At 34.3% G+C, this 813-nt stretch carries 1 protein-coding gene and 1 pseudogene; both read right to left on the bottom strand.

Annotated features, from left to right (window positions below; translation table 11 throughout):
- Positions 1–106 precede the first annotated feature (106 nt).
- Positions 107–409 carry a hypothetical protein gene (locus C9J37_RS27800; RefSeq protein ID WP_107897947.1) on the bottom strand — a complete coding sequence of 101 codons (303 nt, stop codon included), beginning with the start codon at positions 407–409 and terminating at the stop codon, positions 107–109.
- Positions 410–520: 111 nt separating this feature from the next.
- A pseudogene (locus C9J37_RS28720) lies at positions 521–813 on the bottom strand (hypothetical protein); the annotation flags it as partial.

Below are 813 nucleotides of genomic sequence, written 5' to 3'. Positions count from 1 at the left end.
ACGAAATATTCTCTAATATGGTCATTCGATTTCTCGCGAGTGTCTATTACGATAGTGAGTGTTTTTATGATTTTATCTATTTCGGTATCGGTGTAAGCGTAGTGAATCATTGTGAATCACCTTCAAACAGCGATTTAACATATTGTTTAAAAGTTATAATTTCTTGATGCAATTCTTTAAGTGTTACTGCATCTGATTCAAATACACGTTGTCGCAAAATTACTTCAAGGGCTTGTTCAACCTTTCCACTGTACTTCCACGTCTTCCATTCCTCGCGAATTTCAGCCGAATGTTTTGTTTCGTCAAAGATTGGTGATTTCGTTGGATCAATTATGTGTTTTCTCATGATGACAATTTGCATGCCGTCACTAGTTAATTTATATTCATCATTCACCATTACATCTAACATTCTATTAACCTCCTTAATTTAACCGTTCTATATCAAGATTTAAGGCGTTTAAATCTAAAAGTAGTATTATTTATCACCTTGTATTTAAAGCGCTTAATTTAACGGGTAAAATCACTTATTTTGATTAGCATATAAAACAGCACGCTCATACAATTTTTTCTTAATGACATTTGATGCTTCATTTTCGTATTGTCGATAATCTTCGTAGATATCATTCCATCCGTTTTTAGCCAATGTTTCTTGCCACTCCATGAACAACATCAATGCTTCTACGTCAGCGCATATCCATTCATTCAATTTCGGATTGTGTTGCCATCCACAAGCTTGATGCACCATCATTCGAATATGCTTATCGATTACTTTGGCCTCTTCCCATGATTTGAACCATTTTTCTATTTCACCGA

It is taken from the genome of Lysinibacillus mangiferihumi (assembly GCF_003049665.1).
GTDB lineage: Bacteria > Bacillota > Bacilli > Bacillales_A > Planococcaceae > Lysinibacillus > Lysinibacillus mangiferihumi.
This window is presented reverse-complemented; position numbering and strand designations above follow the sequence as displayed.

Coding starts and splice junctions, on each gene's coding strand:
- C9J37_RS27800 (WP_107897947.1), bottom strand. CDS start 409: ATGTTAGATGTAATGGTGAATGATGAATATAAATTAACTAGTGACGGC.